10 protein-coding genes are annotated in these 25673 nt (G+C 66.7%); 2 read left to right on the top strand and 8 right to left on the bottom strand.

What is annotated here, in order from left to right:
- Positions 1–7: 7 nt before the first annotated feature.
- From BUB23_RS10825 to BUB23_RS10860, 8 genes are all read right to left on the bottom strand, one after another.
- A complete protein-coding gene (locus BUB23_RS10825; protein WP_073103146.1) occupies positions 8–14848 on the bottom strand; it encodes a filamentous hemagglutinin N-terminal domain-containing protein in 14841 nt (4946 codons plus the stop codon).
- 66 nt (positions 14849–14914) lie between these two features.
- On the bottom strand, positions 14915–16669 hold the full coding sequence (locus tag BUB23_RS10830) for a ShlB/FhaC/HecB family hemolysin secretion/activation protein (RefSeq protein WP_084135957.1): 1755 nt from the start codon (positions 16667–16669) through the stop codon (positions 14915–14917).
- A gap of 354 nt (positions 16670–17023) precedes the next feature.
- Positions 17024–17989, bottom strand: coding sequence for a DNA-binding protein YbiB (gene ybiB, locus BUB23_RS10835; protein ID WP_073103147.1), 966 nt, complete (start codon positions 17987–17989; stop codon positions 17024–17026).
- Between the two features lie 108 nt (positions 17990–18097).
- Positions 18098–19702, bottom strand: coding sequence for an L-aspartate oxidase (gene nadB, locus BUB23_RS10840; protein WP_073103148.1), 1605 nt, complete (start codon positions 19700–19702; stop codon positions 18098–18100).
- A 61-nt stretch (positions 19703–19763) separates the two neighbouring features.
- The gene (nadA, locus tag BUB23_RS10845) at positions 19764–20915 is read right to left on the bottom strand and encodes a quinolinate synthase NadA (protein ID WP_073103149.1); all 1152 of its coding nucleotides are present in this window, start codon (positions 20913–20915) and stop codon (positions 19764–19766) included.
- A gap of 169 nt (positions 20916–21084) precedes the next feature.
- Positions 21085–22452, bottom strand: coding sequence for an alpha,alpha-trehalose-phosphate synthase (UDP-forming) (gene otsA / locus BUB23_RS10850; RefSeq protein WP_073103150.1), 1368 nt, complete (start codon positions 22450–22452; stop codon positions 21085–21087).
- Positions 22449–23291, bottom strand: coding sequence for a trehalose-phosphatase (otsB, locus tag BUB23_RS10855; protein ID WP_084135958.1), 843 nt, complete (start codon positions 23289–23291; stop codon positions 22449–22451). Before otsB ends, otsA begins: the two co-directional genes overlap by 4 nt.
- A 96-nt stretch (positions 23292–23387) precedes the next feature.
- Entirely contained in the window at positions 23388–24368 is a 981-nt protein-coding gene (locus BUB23_RS10860; RefSeq protein ID WP_073103399.1) for an aldo/keto reductase, read from the bottom strand.
- Between the two features lie 148 nt (positions 24369–24516).
- On the opposite strand from BUB23_RS10860, the gene BUB23_RS10865 reads away from it, so the two are divergent.
- Positions 24517–25179, top strand: a complete 663-nt coding sequence (locus BUB23_RS10865; RefSeq protein WP_073103400.1) for a diguanylate cyclase — start codon at positions 24517–24519, stop codon at positions 25177–25179.
- Positions 25180–25329: 150 nt separating this feature from the next.
- Entirely contained in the window at positions 25330–25647 is a 318-nt protein-coding gene (locus BUB23_RS10870) for a co-chaperone GroES (RefSeq protein WP_073103151.1), read from the top strand.
- Positions 25648–25673 lie beyond the last annotated feature (26 nt).

Consider the following 25673-nt stretch of genomic DNA (forward strand, 5'->3'; position numbering starts at 1 on the left):
TGCGGAATCAGAAGAAATTGGATTGAGCGGAGTCCTGCGGGCGATCATCGTCATTATCCGACGATTCCAGGAGCGCCGGCCCGCCAAGCTGGACGACTTTCAGGACCTGCGGGTCCGCATAGGGCGCCAGCGCATTGGGGCTGACGCCCTCGGGAGTGACGGTACCACGGAACAATGAATCGGCGCCGGGAGTGCTGGGCACTACCCATTGAGGAACCGTGGTCGCCGCCAGCCGGCCTATGATCTCGACCGGACCCCAAACGGTGTCGTTCATGTAGTACGGGTCGCCGACCAGTTGGCTGGTGATGCGGGAGGCAGCCTGCGCGCCGGTATAACCGTTGACCGAGCCATACATCGAGGCCGAGAGCGCATTCGGCACGATCAAGCGCGCTACGTTGATTTTATGGCTGGCGTCGCTGTCATTCAGGCCTATGCGCTGCGCGCCGCTGCCCGACGCCATGGTCAGCGCCGTGCCGGGACCATACAGGCCGGTCATGGTGATGGCGCCGTCGGTGATGATGGCGGCATCGCCCGAGGGCAGCAGGGCGGGCGCCGCGATCGTGATCGGCCCCTTGGTCACTTCGAGGCGGGCGGGCAGCCGCACAGCCGAACCGCCGGTCTGGGTGAAGCCTGTCGCGGCCCGTACCCAGGCGTTGCGCGCAAAATCCACTGTGCCGGACGGGTCGCTGTTGGCAATGGTGATGGCGCCAGTGGAGGCGGTCACCGTATCGCCGAACGAGAAGCTGCCGCCGGCAAGCTCGATGCCGTTTTCGCCTTGCGCCGTGACGGGACCGCGGTAAGCGGCCGTCGCCGCTTCCAATTGCTGGATGCGGTAGGCGTTGAGCGCGCCGTTGAAGACGATGGAGGTGCCCGCGCGCAATGTCAGCGCAGCCAGTCCGCCGACATCGCCGGCTGCCTGGATGGCATTGGCGGCGCTGATCGCCAGATTGCTGCGATCGGTGCCGTCCAGCGTGCTGCCGAATACGATGGAACCCTCCTTGCTGTCCAGCGCGCGGCTGCCGTTCAGGGTGACCGCGCCGCTGTAGGTCTGGTTGCCCGTGGTGGCGACCGTGCCGGCATCCAGGGTGGCGGCGCCGTCGATAGCCAGCGCGGCCAAGGTTCCCATGGCGCCCAGGTTGCCGCGGATGTCGGCGTTGCCGGCTATATGCAGCGCCTGGCCGCCGGCGCCGATGGCATCGGCGCCATTCATCAAGTGGACCGTGGCGGCGGCCAGAGTGGTGTTGGCGCCCAGCACGGCGCGTTCGCCATAGCGCTGGTCGCCGGTGGTGTCCACCAGGCCGCCATTGATGGCCAGGGAACCCGGCGCATCGGTCTGTACCGACGCCGCCCGTACCGTGCCATCGAAACGGGTGGCGCCGGCGGTGTCGACAGTGAGCGCGCCCAGCCGCTGGCTGCCGCCTATGGGGCCGCTGAAGGCGACTCCGCCGCTGCCGGCCCGCACTGCCAGGGCATGGGCGCCGTCGAGCGCGCCATTGAAGCGGACTGACGTGCCGCTGCTCAACTGCTGGCCGCCGGTCAACATGACCGGGCCGGCGTATTTCTGCTCGCCGGTGGTGGTGATGCTGCCGGAAGCCAGCGTGGCGGAGCCGTTCACCGTCAGGCTGGACAGCGCGGCATAGTCGCCGATTGCGCCGGCCAGGGAGGCCGCGCCGTTGATGGCCAGGCTTTGCGCGCCATGGGCGATGCCGTCGGCGCCGCCCAGCAGGGCGACGCTGGAGCCGGTCAGTGCAGTGTCCTGGCCCAGCACGACGCGCTCGCCATAGCTTTGCGCGCCGGTGGTGTCGACCAGGCCGTCATTGATGGCCACGGTTCCGCCCGCGTCGGTCTGCACCGATGCGGCATAGACCGCGCCGTTGAAGACGGTGGCGCCGGCGGTGTCGACGGACAGCGCGCCCAGCCGGGCCGTGTCGCCGATGGTCGAGGCAAAGACGACATTGCCGCCGTTGGCCTGGATGGCAAGTCCGTGGCTGCCATTGACCGTGTCGGCAAACTCGATTGGCCCGCCTTGGGTTGTCAGGCGCTGATTCCCTCTCAGGACGACGGTGCTGTTGTATGCCTGTTTGCCAGTGGTGGCGATGCTGCCGGCGGCCAGCGTGGCGGAGTCGTTGACCGTCAGGCTGGCCAGCGCGGCATTTGCGCCGATCGCCCCGGCCAGAGAGGCCGGACCGTCTATCGTCAGGCTTTGCGCCCCTTGGGCGATGCCATCGGCGCCGGCCAGCAGGGCGACGCTGGAGCCGGTCAGGGTGGTGTCCTGGCCCAGCACGACGCGGTCGCCGTAGCTCTGCGCGCCGGTGGTGTCGACCAGGCCGTCGTTGATGGCCACGGTTCCGCCGGCATTCGTCCGCAGCGATGCGGCATAGACCGCGCCGTCGAAGATGGTGGCGCCGGTGGTGTTGACCGAGAGCGCGCCCAGCCGCGTGGCCGAATTGCCTACTGTGGATTCGAATACCACATCGCCGTCAGCGGCCTGGATGGTGAGGTTGTGCGTGCCGTCCACCGTGCCGGCGAACGCAATGTCGCCGCCTTGGGTGCTCAGGCGCTGATTCCCTGTCAGAGTGACAGCGCCGTTGTAAGACTGGTCGCCGGTGGTGGCGATGCTGCCGGCCGCCAGCGTGGCGGAGTCGTTCACCGTCAAGCTGGCCAGCGCGGCATAGTCGCCGATCGCGCCGGCCAGGGAGGCCGGGCCATCTATGGTCAGGGCATATGCGCCGTCGGCGCCGTCCTGCAGGGCGACGCTGGAGCCGGCCAGGGTGGCGTCCTTGCCCAGCACCACGCGTTCACCGTAGACCTGGTCGCCGGTGGTGTCGACCAGGCCGCCGTCGATGGCCACCGTGCCGCCCGCGTCGGTCCGCAGCGACGCGGCATGGACCGCGCCGCCCAAGGTTGTTGCGCCAGCCGTATCGATGGAGAGCGCGCCCAGGCGGGCGGCCGCATTGCCCACGGTCGATTCGAACGCCACATCGCCGCCGTCGGCCGCAATGGCGAGGTCGTGTGCTCCATCGACACTGCCCTTGAATTGGACCTTGCCGGCGCCGGTCGCAACATCGACGCTGGCGCCCAGCGTGGCCGCGCCGTCGATGATGAAGTCGGCGTCGCCGGCGATATAGCTGCCGGCCAGGGTGGTGGCTCCGGTGTATCGCTGGGCGCCGGCGGTCGTGACGGAAGCCAGCTGGATGGCGCCGGCGCCTATGGTCAGGGAGTCCAGTTCGCTGGCATTGCCCGACAGTGTGACGGTGCCTGTGCCGGCGCGGATGGCTGCGGCATTGTTGCCGCCGTTGAGCGTGCCGCCGATGCCGATATTGCCGCCCGCCGCGCTGGTATCCAGCGTCCTGGTGACGCCGGCCCCGGCCAGCGTGAGATTGCCGTCGATGTCGATGGCGCTGGCGGTCAGGTCGCCCTTGAGTGTCACGTCGCCGCTGTAGTGCTGCGCGCCGGCGGTGCTGGCCTGAGCCATGGCGATCTGCCCACCTTCGACAGTAAGACTGGCGCCATTGCCGTTTTCGTCGGCGCCCAGGCTTATGGCTTCCGACACGCTCACATTGCCGCTCGCGGCCGTCAGCGAGACCTTGCTGCCGCCTTCCAGGGTCATGGCGTGCGACACGGTTATGTTGCCGCCGCTGGAAACCAGCGAGACATCGCCGCCATTGCCCGCGCTCAGGCCGGTCAAGCTCGCCAGGTTGCCGGCCGCGGTCAGCGCGATGTCGCCATCGTGCGTGACGATCTCGCCCAGCGTGAGCTCGCGCGTGCCATCCAGGTAAATGTCGCCGAGACCGGTGACCTGGGCGGAGACCTGGCGCGCCGACGTCGTGAAGTGCGCCTCCGTGCTGCCTATACCGTGTTGGCTGGTCAGGTCCAGGCTGTCGGCCAACAGTCCGGAGCCGGCGCCGGTATCGGCAAGCTTGCCCCGGGCGGCGGCCAGGATGATGCTGCCGTCCGCGCTGCCGGCGTCGACGGTGCCGATATTGATGTCGCCCGCCTCCGACGTCAGGTTGATGGTGTTTCCAATAGCGACCACATTCGTGGCGTCCAGCGTGCCGGTGGCCGTGGCCGTGATGCCGGTTGCCGCATTCAGGTCCTGGGCGGTAAGCTTGCCGTCGTTGTCGACGGTGATGCCGCCGCTGTTGGCGTGCAGGGTCGCGACCAGGTCGCCGGTGTTGTCCACGGCCAGGTTGGAGGCGCCGGCGCCGGTCAGGCGGGCGTCGATGCTGGCCGTCTCGGTGACCAGCGTGGTGTCGCCGCCGGCCGAGCCGCTGGTCAGGGTCAGCGAAGCCGCCTTGACGCCCAGCGAACGCGGCGATGAGCCGCCAGCGACGATGTCGGTGGCGCCCTTGAGCGTCACGGCGCCGCTGGTTTCGATGCCGGCGGCCGCGATCTTGAGGCTGCCGCCCGAGGATAGCAGCAGGTTGCCCTGGCCGTCGCCGATGCCGGCGCTGGCGTCCAGGTCGCCCGCAGTGCGGAGGTAGGCCGAGCCGCCGGCGCCCATCTGGATCAAGCTGCCGCCCAGCGTCAGGGCGCTGGTTCCAATATTGTTGATGGAGATGACGCTGTCCGCGGCGGTGGAGGCCAGGCCGCCGATCTCGGCGACCTTCATCCGCAGGGCCAGGCCGCCTTCTCCGGTGGCCAGGCTGCCGACCGTGCCGATGCCGTTGACCGCCGTGGCGGTCAGGGCGTGGGCAGTAATCAGGCTGCTGTCGGAAGTGGCGGCGATGGCGCCGTTGGCTGCTTGCAGCGTCACGTCGCCCAGCGTCTTGGCGTCGATGGTGCCGACCGTCAGATTGCCATTGGCGCTGACGATGGAGATGTCGTTGCCAGCGGCGCTGGTTTGCGACACCACGCTGGTGGCCTGTGTGTTGCCCTCAGTGGTAATGCCGATGGCGCCGTTCTGGGTCGATACCGAGGCCAGCGTGATGCCGTCGGCGCGGTTGTCATCCAAATACAGCCCGCCGCTGCCGGTCACCGAGGCGGTCAGGTTGGCCGTGGTGGTTTGCACGGTTTCGGCCGCGCCGGCCTCGCTGCCGCCGATACCGGCGCCGGCCTTCAGGGCGACATTGCCGGCGACGATGCGCGTCAGCGCATTGCCGTCGTCGACGATGGTCCCGCCGGCCTGGCTGAAGTCGAAGTTGACGCTGCCCGAGGTGCCCGCATCGATGTTGCCGGCGACCAGGCGGCTGTTGGCGCCGCTGCCGGTGACATTGATGGCGCCGTTGTCGGACACGGCGTTGGCCAGCAGCAGGCCGCCTGCGGCCGCGATATCAATGGCGCTGCCGGAGACGTATGAATAGGCGGCGTTCCCGGTGGTCTTCAGGTAGACGGCGCCGTTGCTGGTGGCCTCCACGCGCTGGCCGGTGGCGCCGACCCGGGCTGCCGTAGTCGTGCCGGAGCCGATGCCGGACGAGCCGTGCAGGCCGATGCCATAGGCGCTGATGTTGGAGCCGGAGGCATCGGCGAGGATGTAACCGTTGTCCGCGTTCAGCGAGATCTGGCCAAAGTTGCTGCCGGCCTGGACGTTCTTGACCGTGATGTTGCCCATGGTCGCGCGCACCGAGATGTCGTTGCCCACGGCGTCGGTGCCCGAGGCCAGGCTGGTCAGATTGATGTTGCCGTTGGCGTTGATGACAGTGGCGCCATTCTTGACGGATGTGGTCAATCCGCCCGTCAGGCTGGACAGGCTGTCCAGATAGAGCGATCCATCGCCGGTGACGGTCGCCGATACCGCATTGTTCGGCGCCGAAATCTGCAGGGCCGCGCTATCGCTGCCTATGCCGTGGGCGGCCGTAAGGTTGACGGCTCCGTAGCCCTCGCTGTCGCCGGAACCCGTGATGGTGCCGCCGCCGGACAGAATGCTTCCCGATTGCGAGTTGAGGGTAATGGACTTGCCCGCGCCGGCGGTCAGCGCGCCGCTGACCAGCAGGTCGCCGCTGGTGGCCGTGACCGACAGCGCACCGCTGGCCGAGAGCTTGTCGAGGCTGAGCGTACCGTCTTGCGTCAGGCTGATGTTGCCGCCGTTGTTCGTCGTGGCATCGACGCTGCCGACCTTGGTGTTCAACGTGATGTTCGAAGAACCGGAAAGGCTGCTGCTGTTCGCGGTCGCCGACAGGTGTCCGGCGGTGATCAGCGAGCCGGAACCGGCAGTGATGCTGCCCGAACTACCGGAACTCCACGGGCTGGTGGACAACTTGACCGATCCGCCCGAGGTGACGTTCACGGTGCCGACGCTGATGGCGCCGGTGGCCTGGTAGTCGAAATTCAGCCCGCTGGTGTCGGTGACATTGGTGAGCGTGGTGGTCGAACCATTGTCGGTGGCGGCGAAGGTGAAGCCTGTCGGGCCGGTCAGGCTCATCGTGCCGCCGCTGCCGCCCGTGAGGGAACTTTGGCGCAGGACGGTCAAGTCTGTCAGATCCGCCGAATTGGTGATGAAGAAGCTGCCCGGCGTGGCGATGGCGAGGGACGCCGTGTCGACGTTCAGGCGTGTGCCGGACGTGCCTATCGAGCGGCTGCTGCCATACTTGGCCGTCAGGCTGACGCTGCTGCCGCTGACCTTGTTGCCGGAACTGGCCAGGATGCTGCCCTGGTTCGAGGAAAGCGTCACCGCGCCGTCGCCGGCGTTGACGATGCCGACCGTCAGAGCGCCGGTGCCCGCCTTCAGCGAAATGTCGCTTTCGCCGGTGACGTTGACAGCTGTCAGTCCGTAGGTTTCGCTGATGGCAATGCTGCCGTCGGCGCCGTTGGCGGCCTTGGCCGAGACCGTTTGCAGCGTGGTCGTGCCGCCGCCGTAGGCGGTGCTCTGGATGGCGCCGGCGTTGCCGATCGAGCCCTCGGCGATCAGGCTGAGCTTGTCGGCGCCGCTGATGTTGCCGCTGAGGATGGAGCCGCCCTGGTTGTCGACGGCCAGGTCGTGGTTGTTCAGGGAAATCGAGCCTAGCGCGATGTCGCCGGTCTTGTTGGTGATCGAGCTGTCGCCATAGGCCGATATGCCCTGCAGCGTCGTGGCGCTGTCCAGCGCCAGGTGGACGCCGCTGCCGCTGCCGCCGGCGGACGCCGACAGCGTGCTGACCGTGGCGTCGATGCCGTTGCCGCTGCCTGCGGCGCCTATGGCGCCGTTGCTGGTCGACATGGACAGCTTGGCCGCGTGGACCTTGGTCGTGTCGTCGCCGTCGCCCTTGATGCCGCCGCTGCTGGCGTACAGCGTGACGTTGTCCAGGCCGCCCAGGTCTATCGCGCCGACGGTGATGTCGCTGTCGCTGGAAAGGCTGAAGGCCAGGCCGGTGGCATCGGCCAGCTCATTGATGGCGATGCCGGCCCCGTTGTCGCTGGCATCCAGAATGGAGGTGGGGACGCCGCCGACGACCGAGGTGATGCCGTAAGAACGCGCCTGGCTGCCGAATCGATCGATGGTGAGCGCATCGATGTGAGTGTCGGAGGACACCCAGACATCGCCCGAGTTATGCACAGTCAGCCGGGGGGCGGTAATGTTCAGGGCTGCGGGCCCGCTGCCGATTGCGCCATTGCCGTCGCTGCGCAGCTCCACGCTGGCGGCGGTGATGTGCTGATCGCTGTCCAATTGCTGGATGCCGTCGGCGTGGTGGGTGGTCAGGGCCACGGTGCCGGTGGGCTGCACGTCTATCTGGCCGATTTGCTGGGCGCGCTGGGTCTCCAGGGTGAAGTTCAGGCCCGTCGTGTCGCGGACGTCGTTGACCCGGGTGACGGCGCCGTCATTGGTGACGTCAAAGTTGAATTCCGGTCCCGCGGTGATCTGGTAGGCGGCCGCGCCGCTCGGCTGCCAGCTCGTCAGCGACAGGGTGGTCAGGTCGATGTCGTTGGCGACGTAGACGTCGCCGCCGGTGGTCAGCAGCAGGTCGCGCGCCGTGGTCTGGATGATGCCGGACCCGTCCCCGGACGCGGCTCCGATCGAGCCGGTGGCGGACAAATTCACGCGGTTGCCCGTGATGTGGGGCGCTTGCGCGCCTTCTGGCAGGTCCGCGCCTGTCAGATTCGTGATGTTTTTGTTGATGCCGGTGGCCGCCAGGCTGACGCTGCGGCCCGCGCCTGCGTCGATGGTGCCGACGCGCAGGTCAGTGTCGCCAGCCAGGCTGAAGTTCAGACCGGTCTCGTCGGTGACGTTGACGATGTCGTAGGCGCCGCCGTAGCCGCTGTCCGTGACGTTGAAGTCCAGGCCCTGGGCAGTGACCCGCAGCGTGTTGCTGTCTGCGCCGGTGTGATTGGCCGTGATGTCGAGCTTGAACAGGTCGCTCGCGTTGTTGACATACAAGTCCTTGCCGGTCTGCGTGGTCAACTGGCGTGTGTCGGTCAGCACGGCCGCGCCGCTGCCGCCGATGGATTGCTCGGCGGTCAGCGTCAGCACGGGGCTGACGAAGCTGCCGGTGCCCGATTGGATCAGCGAGCCGCTGGTCACGTCCACGTGGGCCGAGTTGCCGACGCGGTTGTTCAGCAGCGTCAAGTCCTTGTTGTTGGACACCCATAGGCTCGAGCCCACGTCGGAGGACAGCGTGTCGACGCTGACGTATAGCGGGATCGCCGGGATTTGGCTATAGCGGCCCTGCACCGTGTTGGCATTCAGCGTCAGGCCGCCGGTGGTGATGTCGGCATCGCCGGCGCTGGTGCTGGTGCCATAGATGGTGCCGGTCGTGCCCAGCGTGACCGAGCCGCCGGCGCCGGTCTTGATATTCTCGACCGTGAGTGTACGGTCCGACGCCAGGGACAAGGCCAGGTTGGCCGTCGTGTTGATGTTCGTTAGCGTCAGGCCGGACGTGCCGGTCGAGTCGTCTACGTTGAATGTCAGGCCACTGGATGAAATCTGGTAAGTATGAGTCTGTGTGCCGGTCGTTTTGTGCAGCGCTTGCAGCGACAGCGACTGCAGCGTGCCGGTGTTGGCGACGTTGACGTTTCCTCCCGAGGCGATCGACAGATGCGACGTCGCCGTATTGACTCGTGCTTGGCCGCCCACGTTGCCGTCGGTGCCGATGGCCGTCAGGCTGACGCTGCCGGCAGTGATGTTGCCACCGTTGATGGAGGGGGCTGTATTGAAAGGTGCGCTGCGCGACGTCAAGTCGACCGAGGCGGCATTGATGTTGCCGATGCTGATGCCGCGGTCGGTACTGAGCGTCAGCGCCATGCCGCCGCTGTCGGCGTTTATGGTCTGAGTATTGCCATCGCCGATGGAAAGCATACCACTGCCCAGTGCGAAGGAGTAGATATTGCCGTACGGATCGGTGCTGCTCGTGTCGCGGTGTGTCAGATGAAGGTCGACACTGGAGAGGCTTCCGCTGTTGTTGACATAAATATTGCCGTTGTTGGCAATGGTCAGGTTGCTGGTGTCCAGGCGCAGGAACCGGCCAGTCGTGCCGATGGTCCCCGTCTGGCTGTTGCGGGAAGATGAGCTGTCGGACCCGGAGGCCGACAGTTTGACCGAGTTGGCGGTGATGCGGCCACTGCCGCCGTCGCTGGTGATGCTGGAATTGACGCCGCCGCCCGAGGTGGCCAGGCTGACCGAGTTGCTGGCGGTGATGGCGCCGACCTGGATGTTCTTGCGGCCCGCGAAGCTGAAATCCGTCAGGCCGATGCCGCTGATGGCCGTCAGGGACTGGGTGGCGCCATCGTCAGTGATCGTGTAGGTCTGGCCTGGCGCCGTGATGCCGAACTTGCTGGCCATGGACGGCGACGTGGAGGTGTTCGTGCTGGTGATGGCCAGCCGGTTCAGCGCCGTATCGCTGCCCACATACATGTCGCGGCCGGCGGTCAGGGTGAGATCCTTGGTGCCAAGCAGCGAGATGGCCTGGCCTTCGCCGCCGGCGCCGATCGAGCCGCCCGCCGACAGCGACACGGTCGATGCCGTGATGCGGCTGCCGGCGACGCCTTCCTCGCCTCCCTCGGGATCGGGGATGACGCCATTGACGATGCTGCTAGAACCCGTGGCGCTCAGCCGCACCGTGCCGGCCGCGCCCGCGTCGATCTGGCCGACCATGATATTTTTGTTGGCGCCCGTGAACCCGAAGTCCAGGTCGGTCGAGCTGGCGATGTCCGAAAGGTGGTAGCTGCTGCCGTCCTCGGACAGAGTGAAGGCCGTGAGGTTGGGGGCGGTGATCGCATACTGGCCGATGGCGGACCCGGTGCGCGTGATGTCCAGCCGTGTGAAGCCGGAGGCATTGTCGACGGCGATGCCGCCGCCGCTGCTGAGGCTGACGTCCGGCGCATCGAGGGTAAGATGGGCGCCGGCGCTGCCCAGCGAGCCGGCCGCCGACAGGGCGATGCGGCTGGCGGTAATACCCGTCGCTTGGTCGCCGTCGTCGAGGATGGCGCCGGAAGTGTTGGCCAGGCTGACCGACGTGCCGCCCCGCACGCTGCCGACTGTGGTGGAGCCTGAGGATTGGGTGTAGCTGACCAATTTGCCGGCGTCCACGTCGGCCAGCTTCATATTGCTGCTGCTGGAACTCAGGTAGATGTCGTCGCCCGCGCGGGCCGTGACGTTCACCAGCCCGGATCCGCCGACCGCGATGCCGCGCTTGCCTCCGGTGGTCGTGTCCGCGCTGCCGATGGAGCCGGCCGCCGTCAGCGTGATCTCGCCGCCGCCGGCGGTGATGGAACCGTTGCCGTTGGGATTGAGGATGGAGCCTTGGGCCGCGGTCAGCGTGACGTCGTCGCTGCTGCTGGAAACCTGGCCGCCCAGCGCCAGATCGCCCTGAAGCGCATCGATGACCACCGCGCCGTTGGTGGCGGAGATGGTGCCGAGCGTGATGGTGCTGGTGTAGTTGCTCGATCCGGTCGGGCTGGGCAACTGGACGTAGATACCGCCGTTGCCGGCCTGGGCGCTGAGGCTGCCGGTCAGGATGTCGAGGTGGCCGCCGCCCGTGGCGCCGATGGCGCCGATGGCGGTCAGGTTCACGGCGTTGGCGAGCAGCGTGGTGGATTTGTCGCCGTCGTCGAGGATGGAGCCGTTTTCCGATGTCAGCCTGATGCTGCCGCCGTAGCCGGCGTCTATGGTGCCGACCGTGATGTCGCGGTCGCCGGTGTAGCGGAAGTCGATCCCATTGCTGTCGCCGACTTGGTTGATCTTGTAGCCAGCGGCGTCTTTGATATCGAAGACGAGGCTGGGGGCGCGCACCTGCAGTGTGTTGTCCGCGTCGTTGGCATGCCGGTTGGTGATGTCGAGCACTGACAGGTCGCGGACGCTGCTGGCGTACAAATGGCCGCGCGTGGCGAGCGTCAGGTTGGACGTGTCGACCTCCACGTCGCGCGCAAAGGTGCCGATGCTGCCCTGATCGGCGAGCAGGGCAACGTTGCCGCCGGCGACGCGGGTATCGTCGTTGCCGTCATCGGCGATGTCGCCGCCGGTGGATGTCAGCGATACCGAGCCGCCCGCCTTGATGCTGCCGAGCACCAGATCGCGGTCGCCCGTGAAGCTGAGCGAGTCGAGCGCCGCGCTGTAGATCTGCTTCAGTTCGTGCGCGTCTCCATTGTCGGCGACGTCGAAGCCCAGGAAGGGCGAGTCGATATCGATGGCGTTTATGGGCTGGCCGGCGGCGTGCGTGTTGCTGATGGACAGGCTGGTCAGCGTCTTGTCCACGTTGCTTACGTAGATGTCGGCGCCGCTGCTGACAGTCAGGCCGGTCGTGGCGGTGGTGATGCGGCTGGCGTGGCTGCCGAGGCTGCCGCTGGCGGACAGGTTTACGTTGCCGGCCGAGAGCCTGCTGCCGGCGCCGCTGACGATGCTGCCGGCCATGGCATCCAGCTTCAGCGTGCCTGTGCCCGCATCGAGCATGCCGGTGGTGATGTCGCCGCCCGATGCCTGCAGCGAGATGCCGTTGTAGGCTTTGAGGGAGTCCAGTGTGACCGCGCCTGCCTGGTTGATGTAGATGGCGCCCGCCGTGGCGTTCAGTGTCTTGGCGGCGGTGTTGAGCGCCGTCGATGAGGTCCCTATCGTGTCGTTGGCATTCGAGGCCGGCGCCGTCAGCGTGACGGTGTCGCCGGTGAGCAGCGACGAGCCATAGGCGGTGATGCTGCCGCTGCGCGCCGTCAGGTCAACGTTGCCGGTGCCGGCATTGATCTGGCCGGCGCTGATGCTGTTGGCGGTCAATTCGGTGTCGCCGCCATGGGAGTCGACATCGACGGCCGTCATGGTGCCGGCGCCCCGGATCGAGATCGCGCCGTGTTGAGATTCGATTTTGTCGAGGGTCAGGCTGCTGCCGGTGCCGTCGACATAGATGCCATTGCCCGCGCTTGCCCACAGGCTGGTGGCGTTCAGGCGCAGCCTATCGGCCGCGCTGCCGATCGCGCCGGCGGCGACGGCCGTCAGGTACGAGGTAGTGATCGCATTATCGGCATTGCCGTGGATATTGCCGCCCGACTCCAGCTTTAGCGTGGCATTGCCTGCGCTGACATTGCCGACGGTCAGGTCGCCGCTTGCCTTGATGGATGATGCGCCGGTAGCCGTGACGCTGTTCAGGGCCAGGGCGCCGGTATTTTCAAGATAGATGCCGCCGCTGCCGGCGGTGGCCGTCAGCGCCGAGGCTTGGGTCTTCAACGCCTGGCTCGCCGTGCCGATCGCGCCATTGGCGCCGCTGCTGCCCGCCGCCGTCAGGGTGACGGCGCCCGCGGTGAGCAGCGTCTCGGCGCTGCCACTGAGGTCGCCGGCCGTCGAGGCCAGGCCCAGCGTACCGGCGCCGATGTTCAGCGCGCCCAAGGCGATCGAGCGGTCGCCGGTGAAGGAGAAATCCAGGCCGTCCTGGCTGACCTGGTCGAGCTGATAGCTGCCGCCGTCGCTCAGGCTGAAGATCAGGCCGGTCGAACCGACGTCATAGACGTTGCCGTTGCCGCTGCGGGCGTGCCGGCTGGCGACCGCCAGCGACGACAGTTGGGCATTGTTGGCGACGACAATGTCGCCGCCGGACGTGAGCGACAGCCTGGCCGTCTCCGTGCGGATCGCCGCGCCGGGCGCGCCCACGCTGCCGGCCGCGGCGTTCAGCGCCACAGCGGCGCCTGCCACGTTTTGGCTGGTTCCGCCGGTGTTGTAGATGGAACCGACGCCGCTTTGCACCGCGACCGAGCCGGCGCCGGCATTGACGGCGCCCGCCAGCCGGATGTCGCCATTGGCGACGAGGCTTATATTGCCGCCATTGCTGGTCAGCTTGCCGATGTTATCCAGCGAACTTCCCGCGCCCAGTGTCCGCAGCGTGATGTCGCCGCCGGCCGTGCGGATCTCGGTTGCCGCGTCTTCGAAGCGGATGCCGCCGGACTGTGTGGATTCGAGCGTGAAGCTGTGGCCGGTAGTGGTCTTCAAATCGATCAACTGATTGGTCATGGCGTCGATCGTGATCAGGCCGGTGGCTTGCAGCTTGATGTTGGTCGTTCCGGCCAGGCCTTCCAGCAGGCCGCGCGACACGGTGTTCAGGCCGCTGTCGCCATCGCTCGCGCCTATCCCGCCGTCGCCCGCATTGCCGTCCTGGCTGCCGGGGCCGCTGTCGACGATGCGCAAATCGGTCGGATCCAGCAGCAGCAAGCCAGTCTCGCCCTTGGTCGCGCGCAGGTCGGCGGAACCCGTCAGGCCGATGTTCTTCAGGCTGGACACCTCGGCGAAGCCGCCGTCGCCGCCGTTGGCGCCGCCGCGCGCCGAGAGGGCGCCATCGAATACGGTGGTGTCGCTGGACCACATCGTGATGCTGCCGCCCTTGCCGTTGTCCCGCGCGTCGGCCTTGAGCGTGGCGCCCGCGGCGACCTTGACGGTTTCCGACTTGCCGCTGAAGGCGGCCGAGCCGTCTTCCGGCGCGATTCCCAGGCTGCCCAGGGCGATCTCGCCGCCGCCGGCGGCGCCGGATACGTCCAGCGCCGCCGTCTTGGCTACCGCCACGCGCTGCCCGGTCGCGACTATCTTGCCGCCGTTCTGGCCGGCTGCCGCGCCGCGCGCATCGAGGGCGCCGGAGATGGCGACCGTCCCGGCGCCGCCGCCGGACAGCACGATCTTGCCGTTGCGGCTGCCGACCGAATTGGCGGTGACGATGCCGCTGGTATTGATGACATTGTCGATGACGTTCTTGACCGCATTGGCGGTCAATAGCACCGAACCGCCATCGGCGTGTATCTCGCCGGTGTTGGTGACCAGAGCGCCTATCGGCTTGCCGCTGGCGTCCTTGGGCAACTGGTCCACCACCGAGCCGGCGTCGAAGCTGAGCAGCCCGTCGCCCTGGAAGTCCAGCGTGAAGCTGCGCGCGCCTGCCAGCGCCACCTGTCCCAGCCTGGCCTGGATGACGCCGGAATTGCGCACCGCCGGCGCCACCAGCGCGGCCAGCCCGTTGTCTTTGATGCTGATGCTGCCGTCGTTGACCACCATGGCGTCGAGCTTGGGCGAGGGCTGGTCGAAGCGGTAGCGGCCGGCCATGAAGTCGTCGTCGCGGATGTTGGCGGTGGTCGCCACCAGCCCGCCCACGTCGATCGAGCTGCCGCGGCCGAATACGATGCCGTTGGGGTTCACCAGCATGACCGTGCCGTTGGCCGACATGCGCCCGAAGATGGCCGACGGATCGTTGCCCACCACGCGATTGAGCGTGACGCTGCTCGAGTTCGGCTGGTGGAAATTGACGGTTTCGCCCGCCTTGATGCCGAAGTTTTGCCAGTTGATGATGGCTTTGCCGGTCGACTGGTTGATGTTCATCGTGCCGGCGCCGTCGCTCGCGATGCCGGCCGATCCCGCCACCACGGCTCCCCCCGAGGGGTTGGCGTGCGCGCCGCCGGACAGCAGCGAACCGATGAGCAGGGTCAGCGTGCTCAGCGCTGGCGCGGCGCTATTCGGCCGCTCCGGCGCACAGTAGGAAGACATGACAGTGGAAGGCTTGCTTTGACGACGGGAATTGCGCTTGGCCATGATCGGGGTTCTCTGTGAATCTTAATATTGGGCGGCGATGCTGAAGAAAATGCGCGGGTGCTTGTCGCCTTTGGTATAGACGGCGGGGCTGACGGGTTTGGCGATTTCCAGGGTGGCGAACAGATGCTTGGCCAGATTGGCCCGCATGCCCCCTCCGAACGAGGACAGCGAGCTGCGCGATATCTCGGCGGAGGCGCTGCGCGACCAGATCCGGCCGCCATCGACGAAGCCATAGAAATGGCTTCCGTATGGCAGTATTTTCGGCAGCGAAGGCGCATAGCGCAGTTCCAGCGAGGCCGCTATGCCGTTGTCGGCGGACATCTCGCCGTAGTCGTAGCCGCGCCCGAAATTGCCCCCGCCCAGCGAAAATTCTTCGCTGGCCAGCAGGGGATTGGCGCTGTACTGGCCGGCAAGCGAGGCCACCAGGCTGACCTTTTCGCTGATCTGCTGCAGCCGGGTAAGCTCGGCCGTAAATTTGAGGAAATCGCTGCGGCCATTGACCCTGGAGGCATATTCCGAGCCGTTGCTGCTGGCTCCCAGGGCATTCAGGCCCTTGTGCACGGTGCCTCTCAGGGCCGTGATGCCGTTCCAACTGTCGCTGCGGTCATAGCTCAGGCCGAAACGCAATACCCGCAGCCGGTCGCGGGTGAAGGCGGTCTGGATGATGTCGGTGCTTACGTCGCGGGCTTCGAACTGCCCCACCGCGCGCAGGTTCTCCAGGCGCGAACGTATCAGGGGGTAGGTCAGCGTGGCGGTGTAGGCCGTCACATCGCTGTCGACATCGAGGTCCCGCAATTCCCGGCCGGGCACGCTGTTGGCGTAGGCCATGCCCAGGCCCAGAGTCATGCCGCTGTCGCTGACCAGCATGTCATAGTTGGCGCTGGCGGTCTTGCTGCGGCTGAATGGCGTGCTGCCGCGGCCGGTCAGCGTCAGGCGGTCCGCATGCGCTCCCAGCGAATTGACGGATACCGTGGCCAATAGTTCGTGGGAGCCGAGGTAGGGCGAGTTGCGGTTGTCGAAACCCAGCGACGCGTCTATGGCCTTGCGCTGGCTGCGGACCACCAGGACCGATCCGCCGGTCTCCTTGGGCGACGGTTCGAGCGAAGCCCGCACGGTAAGCCCGGGCAGATCGTTGGCCAGCAGCAGTTGGCGCTCGATCTGGCTCACGCTGACGGGACGCATGCCGCGCAGGCGGCTGACCAGCTTCTCCACGGCCTGGCGCGCCGGACCGATATCGCCGTCGTAGACCACTTCGGAGATATACCCTTCGATCACGATGATGCGGAAGCGCCCGCCCTCTATCGTCTGCTCAGGCACGATGATGCGCGTGGTCACATAGCCTTCGCCGCGATAGCGCAGTTCGATATCGTTGGCGATTTTGAAGGCGTCCGCCACCGTGATCGTCTTGCCCAGCAAACTATCATACAGCGGGCGCAGGTCCTCGGGCGTATAGCGCGTGGCCCCTTCGATGTCCACCGCCGTCAGCGTGAAGTCGAGCTTGTCCGCGCCGGCCGGCGCCTGGGTGGCCGTGCCCGAGGGCACCGTCACTTCGGGTGTCGCCGGCGAACTTTGCGGCATGACGGGCCGTGGCGCCGCGCGCCCGGGTTCGGCCCCCGACGGCAGCTGCGCCGGCAGCGTCTGCGCGCTCAGCGCCGGCATTGCCAGGGCCAGCGCCACGGCGAGCGCGGCGCGCAGCTTGCGCAAAGCGGGCAGGGGAATTGGCAGGGCGCAAAACGCCGCAGGTTCGGAACGCGTGGGAATGCTTGTATGAGACATGAAATTTATTGGTTTGAAGCAAATAGACGGGCGGAAGATCGCTATTTGAAAGGGTCTGTTACCCAAACGCAATAAGAATATTCAGACGTTACATTTCTCTTCCTCGGGCCGAAATTGTTACCATCAATTTTCGCGGACCGCGCCAGAGGGAAAAAATGCACTATTCCCGGAGAGGACCGCATGGCAAGGCTTTTGGGAAGTTTGAGGCATTGTGGTATGGACACCACGCTGGCGGCATTCCAGGCATGTATCCGGCCGCCGGCCGGCGCCAGGATTACGCTAAATGGCCGGTTTTCCGCCGCCTGGCATGAGGCGCCCGGCACAGATTGTTACAGCGGCCGGCCGGGGCCTGTTTTAGCCGGCGGCGGGCAGGGCGCTGGCGGTAATCCGCATGATGGCATCGACCTGGGCGGCGATGGCGGCCGGCGCCTGCACGCTGCCGGCCAGCACCGCCGAGATCCACTCTGCCGTGGCGCCGGCATCATGGGTTTCCGGCAGTGGCGGGGCTGCGCGCGGGCCTTTGTCCGCGGCGGGAATCAGCACCTCGCTGCCCGCCTCATGCAGCCATAGCGCTTCGCGCGGCAGCGCCGCGTCGGCCACGGCCTCGCCTTCCGTGCCGCGGCCGAGCAGCACGCCGGCCGGGCCGGCCGCGCCGGGCAGCGCGAAGCACTCGGCCAGTGTGTCCCGATAGGCGGCATGGGTGTAGTTGACCAGCCGCAGCGCGGGCTGGCCAAAAGGCTGCAGCATCTTGGCCAGTGTGTGAGCCGAATTTCGCACGCCCAGCGCGGCGCGCAGCGACAGCTGTCGTGCCAGCGCGGGCGCCAGGGTATCGATGGCGGCGAAAGCCAGCCGGCCTTCAGCCAGCGCCCGTTCGATGCCGGCGGCGTCGCGCGCCGGCTCCATGCCCATCCGGGCCAGTATTTCCGCCGTGGTCACGCGCCCCGGGTCGGCCAGCACGCCGTGGATCAGCACGGGAACGCCTTGCCGCGCCAGCAGCATCGCCAGCAGCGGCACCAGGTTGGGCCGCCGGCGCGCGCCGTTATAGCTGGGTATCAGCACCGGCGTCGGCCCAGGGCAGCGCAGCGGGCTGATGGTGGCGTGGACGGCGTCGAGCATGCCGGCCAGTTCCTGCGCGCTCTCGCCTTTGACCCGGTAGGCCAGCAGCACCGCGCCCAGTTCCAGGTCGCTGACGCGGCCCGCCAGGATGGCGCCATAGAGTGTTTGCGCCTCCTCGCGGCTCAGGCTGCGCGCGCCGCGCGCCCCCCGGCCGATTTCGCGGATATAGGCGGCGCAGGGGAAGGGATCAGAAGGGTTTTGCATGGTGGACAATGGCCAGGAAAGGCGCGCGCGGACAGGCGCGAACTCGCTACAGTATAGAACGCGAGGGCCGGCATTTCCGCAGCAGGCCGCAGCAGGCCGCCGCCGGTGTCAGGCGGGCGCCAGGGGGGGCGCCGCCAGCACGCTGGGCAGCGCGTGGGGCAGCGCTTGCGGCCAGTCCCGGCTGTAATGCAGGCCGCGGCTTTCATGGCGCGCGCAGGCGCTCGCCACGATCAAGGCCGCCACATCCACCAGGTTGCGCAGTTCCAGCAGGTCGCGGCTCGGCGCGGCGTTCGCATAATAGGCATGGAGCTCCTCGCGCAGCAGCGCAATGCGCCGCTGCGCCCGCGCCAGCCGCCTGTCGGTGCGCACGATGCCCGCATAGTTCCACATCAGGCGGCCCAGTTCATCGCGATAGTGCGCCAGCGCGGCCTGTTCATCGGGGTCCGGAATGGCGGCCCGCCCGCCGCCCGCCCGCGGCGCATGGGCCGGGAGGCGGGGGCGCGGGTCTTCGCGCTCGATATCGCGCTCGATCGCCTGCGCGGCGGCCCGGCCCATCACCACGCACTCCAGCAAGGAGTTGCTGGCCAGGCGGTTCGCGCCGTGCAAGCCGGTGCAGGCCGTTTCGCCCACCGCGTACAGCCCTGCCATATCGCTGCGCCCGGCCAGGTCCGTGAGCACGCCGCCGCAGGTGTAATGCGCCGCCGGCACGACGGGAATCGGGGACTTGGAGATATCGATGCCGAACTCGAGGCAGGTTGCGAATATGGCCGGAAAGTGCTCGCGCAGGAATGCTTCGGGCTGGTGGCTGATGTCCAGATGGACGTATTCCAGGCCGCGCGTCTTGATCTCGAAATCGATGGCGCGGGCCACCACATCGCGCGGCGCCAGTTCGGCGCGCGGGTCGTGGGCGGGCATGAAGCGGGTGCCGTCGGGCAGGCGCAGCACGCCGCCTTCGCCGCGCACGGCCTCCGAAATCAGGAAGGAGCGGGCGGCGGGGTGGTAGAGGCTGGTCGGATGGAACTGGATGAATTCCATATTGGATACGCGGCAGCCCGCGCGCCACGCCATCGCGATACCGTCGCCGGTCGCGCTGGCCGGATTGGTCGTGTGAAGATAGACCTGGCCGGCGCCGCCGGTGGCGAGCACCGTCTGCGTTGCGCGCAGAGCAAGCTTGCGGCCGCTGGCCAGATCCAGCGCATGCAGGCCCAGGCAGCGCGCGCCCGGCGGGTTCCCCGTCGTTATCAGGTCTATGGCCTGGTGGTGCTCGAAAAGGCTGATGTTGGGCCGCTGGCGCAGGCGCTCGCCGAGCGTGGCCATCACCGCGTGTCCTGTGGTGTCCGCCGCATGCGCGATGCGGCGGCGGCGATGCCCGCCTTCGCGCGCCAGATGCAGGCCCATATCGGCGGCCGCGTCCGGCGTGAAGCCGACGCCGGCGTCCATCAGCCACTCGATGGCGGCGCGCCCGTTTTCCACAATGAAGCGCGTGGCCGCGGCGTCGCACAGGCCGCCGCCGGCCATCAGGGTGTCATCGACGTGGTCATCGATGCTGTCGCTCTTGTCCAGCACCGCGGCGATGCCGCCCTGCGCCCGGTCGCTCGCGCCGCCGGTCAGGCCGGTCTTGGCGATGAGCGCGACGCGGCGGCCTGGCGCGAGTTCGAGCGCAACGCTCAATCCCGCCAGGCCGCCGCCCACGATGATCACGTCGAAATGCATGGTGTTCTTCACTTGCTGTCCTTGCGTGCGCCGTGCCGCGCACGGTTGCGGAAATGCCGCGTCAGGCGGGGCCTATATTGGCGAAAAGGGCGGTGTCGCGCGCCAGGTCGCCGCTGGCGCGCACGCCCCGGCTGAGGTGGGCGGCAAAGTCGAGCATGCGGTCGATCGGCACCTTGGCGCGGGCGCCCAGGGCCGGATCCAGGAGGATTTCGCCGCGGCCGCGCTCCAGGGCGTCGGCCAGGTTGGCCAGACTGTTCATGGCCATCCACGGGCAGTGCGCGCAGCTCTTGCAGGTCGCGCTGTTTCCCGCGGTGGGCGCGGCGATGAAGGTCTTGCCCGGCGCGCGCAAGCGCAGCTTGTGCAGTATGCCCTGGTCGGTCGCCACGATGAAGTGCGAGGCGTCGAGCTTTTGCGCGGCCTCGATCAGTTGCGTGGTCGAGCCGACGACGTCGGCCTGCGCCACGACGGCCATTGGCGACTCGGGATGCACCAGCACTTTCGCCTGGGGATATTGCCCGCGCAGCAGTTCGAGCTCTATGCCCTTGAATTCATCGTGAACCAGGCAGGAACCCTGCCACAGCAACATGTCGGCGCCGGTTTGCCGCTGGATATAGGCGCCCAGATGCCGATCGGGCGCCCACAGGATTTTCTCGCCGCGGGCGTGCAGGTGCGCCACGATGTCCAGCCCGATCGACGAGGTTACCGTCCAGTCCGCGCGCGCCTTTACCGCGGCGCTGGTATTGGCGTAGACCACCACGCTGCGGTCGGGGTGCGCATCGCAGAACGCCGCGAATGCCTCGGCCGGGCAGCCCAGGTCCAGCGAACAGGTCGCTTCCAGGTCCGGCATCAGGACGCGCTTGCCGGGGCTCAGGATCTTGGCGGTCTCGCCCATGAAGCGCACGCCGGCGACCACCAGGGTATGCGCCGGGTTGTCCCTGCCGAAGCGCGCCATCTCCAGCGAATCAGCCACGCAGCCGCCGGTCTCGTCGGCAAGCTCCTGAAGCTCCGCGTCGACATAGTAGTGCGCGACCAGCACGGCGTTTTCGCGCGCCAGCAGGCCGCGTATCCGGGCTTTGAGCGCTTCCCTTTGCGCGCCGGGCAGATCCTCGGGCACGCGCGCCCAGGCCCGGCCGACTGCGCAAGTATTGCCCGTGGCGCCCGGGGAGGCTGCCGGCAGGTCGAATTCTATGTTCCTGATATTGGCCTGGCTCATGATCTTGTCCGCAAGTGGGGGGAAGGCCGCAAGCCGGCCACATAATGCTCCATATGAGCATTATGTGGCCAAAAACGGGCTCGCGCCACTTATGCTAATTCGGAGCATAACTAAAGTCAAGCCGATATCGATGGCGGCGCCTGGCTTGTGGCCGCCGCGCCGGCGGGAGTCAGTCGCCCAGGTCCGCCAGGAACCTGTCGCGCCAGCTGGACAGGTCGTTTTTTCTCAATATTTCCATCAAATGCTCGTAGCGCGATTTTCTTTCGTCCAGCGCCATGCTCAGCGCGCGGTCCAGCGCGTCGGCCATGCCTTGCACGTCATAGGGGTTGACCATGAGGGCGCCGTCGCGCATTTCGGCCGCCGCGCCGGCGAACTCGGACAATACCAGCACCCCCGGATCGTGGGCCGGCTGCGAGGCGATGTATTCCTTGGCGACAAGATTCATGCCGTCGCGCAGCGGTGTTACCAGCCCCACCTGCGACACACGGAAGAAAGACATCAACAAGGCCCGCTCGTAGGATCGGTTCATGTAGCGGATCGGCGTCCAGGACAGTTCGGTCCACTTGCCATTGATGCGCCCGGCGGTGCTCTCGAGCTGGCGCCGTATCTGGCGGTATCCCTGGACATCCTGGCGCGATGGCGGGGCTATTTGAACAAAGGTCACTTTGCCGCGGTGGCGGGGGGCGGTTTCCAGCAGCCTTTCGAAGGCGTTGAATCGTTCGACCAGCCCTTTGCTGTAGTCCAGGCGGTCCACGCTGACGATGAGCTTGCGGTGCTGCAGCCCCGATTTCAGCGCATCCAGCGGCTTGGAGCGGCGGGACTGCTTGGACAAGGCCCTGATCTGGTCGGGATGGATGCCTATCGGATAAGCGCCCACTTTGATGCTGCGGTCGCCTATCTTGACTTCATTGCCGCTGACGGCGGCGCCGAGATAGCGTGTCGCGTAGTCCACAAAGGCCTGGACATCGGTCTGCGTCTGGAAGCCGAGCAGGTCGTAGGCGCACATGGCCTCGACCAGCGCCCGGTGCGGCGGAATGGTGGTGAGCACCGAAGGGCTGGGGAAGGGGATGTGCAGGAAAAAGCCTATCCTGTTGCGGATGCCGAGGTCCCGGCAGGCTTTGCCCAGCGGGATCAAGTGGTAGTCATGGACCCAGATGCGGTCGTCATCCCGCAAGGACGACGCCAGTATCTGAGCGAAATGCCGGTTCACCTTGAGGTAGCCGGCATAGTCGTCGCCGGTATAGCGGCTCAGGTCGATGCGGTAATGGAACGTGGGCCACAGCAGGCCGTTGGAAAAGCCGCGGTAATAGTGGTCGTAGTCGCGCTGCGTCAGCGCCACCGTGCAGAAATCAATGTTCTTGTCGCTCTCGGTAACCGGCTGTTGCGTCGGTTCGGGCTCGATGTTGCCGTTCCACCCCAGCCATATGCCCCCGGTTTCGCGCAAGGCATCCAGGACGCCGACCACCAGCCCGCCCGCGGAGCTTTTGCCTTCGGTGATCGGAGCGACGCGATTGGATACAACGATCAGTCTGCTCATTTTCTGTCCTTTATGGTGTCGGCGGCCGCCGCCGCGGCGTGGGTCTGGAAGAGGGAGCCCAGCCATGCGCTGAGCGCCGGCGGATCGTCCAGCCGCCAAAGGGCCTGGGTCGGGCCCGCGCCTATCTTGACGCTGATGCCGTTCATGGCATTGATGATGCGGAATGCCGATTCATCGGTAAGGTCGTCTCCGGCGAAGACCGGGGTGCGCCCCTGAAAAGGCGCAATGCGCATGAAGCGTTCCACCGCCGCGCCTTTGCTGGCGCCGCGCGGTTTTATCTCCACCACCATCTTGCCTTCCTGGACTTCGAAGTGGGCGCCATGCCCGGCCAGCGCGCTGGCCGCGAGCTGGCGTATTTCGGCTTCGTGGCGGGGCGCATTGCGGTAATGAAGCGCGACGGACAGCGCCTTGCGCTCCACTATCGCGCCGGGCAGCCGGCCCGCCACGCTTTCGATGCGGGCGATGATTTCGGCCAGTTCGTCCGGCGGGACCTCGATGGATTCGGTCCGGCCCGCGGGCCCCTTGATCTGCGCGCCATGCAATGCCGCGTAAGGCAATGACAGCGGCGCCTGAAGGCGGTCGATATCGGCCGCGTCCCGTCCCGACACGATGGCGACGGAACCGGCGCAGGCGACATACAGCCGCTCGAGCAGAGACAGCGTCGCGTCCGGTATTCTGGCCTGGTCCGGCGTAGGAACGATGGGCGCCAGCGTTCCATCCAGGTCGAGGAAGAATGCCAGTTCATGGAAGGCGCGCCGCGGCAGGGAGCTTGCCGTCAGCAGGCGCGCATCGGGCGGCGCCGCCCGGGCCGCGTGGTCTTCGTTCAAGTCTGCCGTCATAGGTCGGACCTCCTCGAGAGCATTCTCGTTGTGCCTGGATGCACTATACCCCTTGCGCCCGCCGGCGCCGATGCCTATATCGCGCGCGGCGGGTAACTAGATGAAGCCGGCGACCCGGTGCGGCACATAGGGTTCTTCGAGCGCGGCGATTTCTTCGCCGCTCAATTCGAATGAAAGCGCGTTGACGGCGTCGGCAAGATGCGCCGGCTTGGAGGCGCCGATGATGGGGGCGGAGACGCCGCGTATTTGCCGCAGCCACGCCAGCGCCACTTGCGCGCGCGGCACGCCGCGCGCGGCGGCGACCTGGCCGACGCGATCGATAACGCTGCGATCCGAATCGGCCGAGCGCGCATACAGCTTGCTGCCGAAGTCGTCGGTTTCCACGCGCGCCGTTGTCTCGTCGGCGGCGCGCGTAAGGCGGCCGCGCGCCAGCGGGCTCCACGGGATCACGGCGATGCCCTGGTCTATGCACAAGGGCAGCATTTCGCGCTCTTCCTCGCGGTACAGCAGATTCAGGTGGTTCTGCATGCTGATGAATTCAGTCCAGCCATGCTGGCGCGAGGTGTAGAGCGCCTTGGAGAATTGCCAGGCATACATGGACGAGGCGCCGATATACCGCGCCTTGCCCGCCTTGACCACGTCATGCAGGGCCTCCAGGGTTTCCTCGATGGGCGTGCGGTAGTCCCAGCGGTGTATCTGGTAAAGATCGACATAGTCCGTGCCCAGGCGCCGGAGGCTGGCGTCGATTTCCGCGAAGATGGCCTTGCGCGATAGCCCGGCGCCATTCGGGCCCGGGCGCATGCGGTTGAAGACCTTGGTCGCGAGCACGATTTCTTCGCGCCGCGCGAAGTCTCTTATTGCGCGGCCGACGATTTCCTCGGAGGTGCCATCCGAATAGACGTTGGCGGTATCGAAAAAATTGATGCCCAGTTCAAGCGCCTGGCGGATAAGGGGCCGGCTTTTTTCCTCGTCCAGCGTCCAGCTGTGGCTGCCACGATCCGGCGCGCCGTAAGTCATGCAGCCAAGGCAGAGCTGGGATACTTCCAGACCGGTGGCTCCGAGCTTCATATATTCGATCGTCATCAAAGGCTCCCGACAAGTTGAGTATGGCAACGGTTCCGGCGCGGGGCCGGTCACGGCTATTGTAAAGGTCCGCTATCCGCGGCGTCTTGCATTCATGGATATTAATGTCTAAAGTTTCATCTGGCGCCTGATGGAGGTTCACGTGGACATCTATGCAATGCTATCGGCCCAGATGGAGGCAATGAAACTGCCGCTGTACGCGGTAACGCTGACTGCCGTGGACCGGCGCGACACGCCGCTGCTGTTGATGATGCACTGGCATGGCTTTCGCCGCGCAACACCGCTGCGCATCCCCGGCGTGGATATACCCCGGCGGCCTGTGCCGGGCTCGGCCACACAGATCGACGCGCATTGGGATTCATTCGATGCCCTGGACCGGGCGCTTCTGGATGCGGCCTGGCGGCTTGGCGCCTGGGATCTGGAACGCCTCGAGCGCAGGGCCTGGTGGCGCATTGGCGCGCCCGCAAGCGAGGCGCTCGCGGGGCGCCGGGCCTTCGGCGACTATGCCGATGCCGCCGACGCGCGGGAACACGTAGTGGCTCAAGCGCCCGACCGCGCGGACTTGATGGAACTGGCGGCCCGCAAAGGCTACTTGCGCTGGCTCTTCAGGCCGCGCAAGGGAGGGCTTTGGTCGGCAATCGATGACCCCGACGATACGGTCGACGAGGCCGGCGGGCGCACGCCGCCGTGTCCGGTTCCGTCCCGCCCCCGCGCGGGCGCCAAGCGCACCGTATACCGCCTGGGCCATATCGCCGGCATCATCCTGCCCGACGGCCGGCGCGTGAAAAACAATGATACAAATTAATGGCCAACCGGCCTCTTGAAATCGGCTTTTCCAGCCCATAAATTTTTCGACGCCAGCGTATCCGCTGGAGAAGGCGGCCGCTTTGCCCTTGTGTTTTTGCAAGGCGGCCGGGTTCCCTTTGGTTATCTGTTATCGATTAGGAGATTGAACATGAAAATTCGTCCCCTTCACGACCGGGTTATCGTCAAGCGCATCGAGCAGCAGCGCAAGACGGCCTCGGGTATCGTGATCCCCGACTCGGCAGCCGAAAAACCGGAGCAGGGCGAAGTCATTGCCGTGGGCAGCGGCAAGCCGCTGCAGGACGGCACACTGCGCGAACTGCAGTTGAAAGTCGGCGACCATGTCCTTTTCAGCAAGTATGGCGGGCAGACCGTGAAGGTTGATGGCGAAGAACTGCTGGTTCTTCGCGAGGAAGATGTCATGGGTGTTCTGGAGGACGGCCATGGCGAACTGAAGAAAGTGGCCTGATCCGCTGAGCGTATATCTTCGGGAGT

The organism is Pollutimonas bauzanensis, assembly GCF_900129885.1.
Classification (GTDB): Bacteria; Pseudomonadota; Gammaproteobacteria; order Burkholderiales; family Burkholderiaceae_B; genus Pollutimonas; species Pollutimonas bauzanensis.